Raw genomic sequence first — 2,210 nt, 5'->3', positions numbered from 1 at the left:
CAACGGCACCGCCAACGGCACCAGGGCCCAGATCTGGACCTGCAACGGCTCCAGCGGCCAGAAGTGGAACCGGGTCTAGCCACCTGACCCCCTGACGGCGGAGGACACCCCGCGTGTCCTCCGCCGGCACCCGTGGCGAGGGCGTCGGCCGCGCCCGGCCGGAGGCACCGCTCGGTGCTTCCGGGACGCACGGGTCAGCGGGGGCGGGCCACCGCGGTGGTCCCGCGCAGGGAGATGGGCGGGGAGACCAGATGATGGCGATGCGGGGTGTCGGGGTCGGCGATGTGCTGGAGCAGCAGGTCGACCGCGCGGGCGCCGAGCTCGTCGGCGGGCACGTCGGCGGCGGTGAGCGGCGGGTGGAGGTTCTCGGCCCAGTGCCGGGCGGCGACGCCGATGAGGGAGAAGTCGCGCGGTACGGAGAGGCCCGCCTGGTCCAGCGCGCGGTACATGCCCGGGAGGGCGGCCTCGTTGATGGTGGCGATGGCGGTCAGGTCGGGGTGCTCCCGCAGGAGGCGCTCGACGCAGGTGACCCCTGACTGCGCGTCGTCGGCGCAGCACGTCTGCACGCCGTACAGCTCGCGCTCGGCGACCGTCCGGGTGAAGCCCGCGAGCGCCCGGTGTCCCGGGCCGTACCCCGCGGCCACCAACTCGGCGGAGCGGTTGACCAGTGCGACGTTGCGGTGCCCCAGATCGGCCAGGTGGGTGACGCATCTGGAGATCAGCATCTCGTAGTCGACGTCCACCCACGACATCTCGTCGGGCCGGCTGGTGCGGCCGATGCCCACGAACGGCAGCCGCGTGTGCCGCAGATGGGCGACGCGGTCGTCCTCCAGCCGGATCTCCATCAGGATGACGCCGTCCACGCGCTTGCCGCCGACCATGCGCTCGAACGAGCGGTCGTGCTCCCCGCCGGACGGTGACAGCAGCACGTCCAGGTCGGCGCGGGCGGCGGCGTCCACCACGCTCGCCACGAAGCCGAGCTGCATGTCGGTCAGGCGCTGGCTGGCCGGTGGGATGACCAGGCCGAGGGTGCGGGTCCTGCCCTCCTTGAGCGCCCTGGCGGTGGCGTTCGGGCGGTAGCCCAGCTCGTCGATGACCGCCTGGATGCGCCGGCGGGTGACCTCCGAGACGCGGCGCTTGCCGCTCAGCGCGTAGGAGACGGTGCTGCGCGAGACTCCCGACCGCCTGGCGATCTCTTCGATGTTCACCCGGCGCTCCTCACCTTGACCGACCGACACGCCCCATCGTAAGTCGAACCGATCGTGTGGAAGAAGCCGCTCCCCTCCCTGGATGCCGGCCGTTTCTCCCCTCTGCCGTGGGAGATGGGCGCACGCATCGAGAGACGAACCGATTCGATGAACGAGCGGGGGAGTACCTGGACGCGTTGGCCGGAGGCCGGCTCATCGGTCTCCGGACGGCTTTTTCGTGGATCGGTGGGCGGGCGGCGAGGAGCGGGCGCCCACCACCCTGAGACGCGAATCGGTCCGGCGGCGAGAGGGCTCTCGCCGCCGGACCGCGTCATGCCGGATGGTCCCGCCGGGGCAGGAGCACGGTCACCGGCCCCAGATGCGCCAGGTCCGGTTGAGCGGGCCGCCCTGGCCGGTGGGGTTGCAGGTCCACCGGTGCACCTTCGCTCCCGCGGTGGTGGACACCTGGCTGACGTCCACGCACTTACCGCTGTGCCGGGCCTCAGCGGCCAAGCCTCGCCCGTCGCGGGTCACCGGTCAGCTCCGGGTCCACTTCTGGCTGGTCGTGCCGGTGCAGGACCACAGTTGTACCTTCGTGCCGTTGGCGGTGCCGAAGTTGCTCGCCTCCACGCACAGTCCGGACTGCACGCCGGTGATGGTGCCGTCGGCGTTGACGTTCCACTGCTGGTTGGCCTGGCCGTTGCAGTCCCAGATGATCACCTGGGTGCCGTTGCTCGTCCCCTGGCCGTTGGCGTCCAGGCACTTGTTGCCGTACACCTGCAACGCCTTGCCAGAGGTATATGTCCAGCTCTGGTTGGTCTGGCCGTTGCAGTCCCACAACTGGAGCTGCGTGCCGTTGGTCGTTGACTGGCTGGGGACATCCAGGCACCGGTTGGCGTTGACGTTCCGCAGCACCGATGCCGAGCCCGGTGCTGACGGCGAGGGGGACGGGGAGGGGTTGCCGCCGCCCGGTGGCAGGAGGGTGATGGTGAAGGTGTCGTCGATGGCGGTGTGCGGGAGGTT

Annotated in this window: 2 protein-coding genes; both read right to left on the bottom strand. The window is 71.0% G+C overall.

What is annotated here, in order from left to right:
* Window positions 1-194 precede the first annotated feature (194 nt).
* Entirely contained in the window at window positions 195-1,208 is a 1,014-nt protein-coding gene (locus tag IEY93_RS37305; protein ID WP_189167869.1) for a LacI family DNA-binding transcriptional regulator, read from the bottom strand.
* A gap of 516 nt (window positions 1,209-1,724) precedes the next feature.
* On the bottom strand, window positions 1,725-2,210 hold a 486-nt coding region (locus IEY93_RS37300), incomplete at its 5' end, for an RICIN domain-containing protein (protein ID WP_189167868.1).

The sequence above is a fragment of the Sphaerisporangium melleum genome (genome assembly GCF_014646695.1).
Taxonomy (GTDB): domain Bacteria; phylum Actinomycetota; class Actinomycetes; order Streptosporangiales; family Streptosporangiaceae; genus Sphaerisporangium; species Sphaerisporangium melleum.
This window is presented reverse-complemented; position numbering and strand designations above follow the sequence as displayed.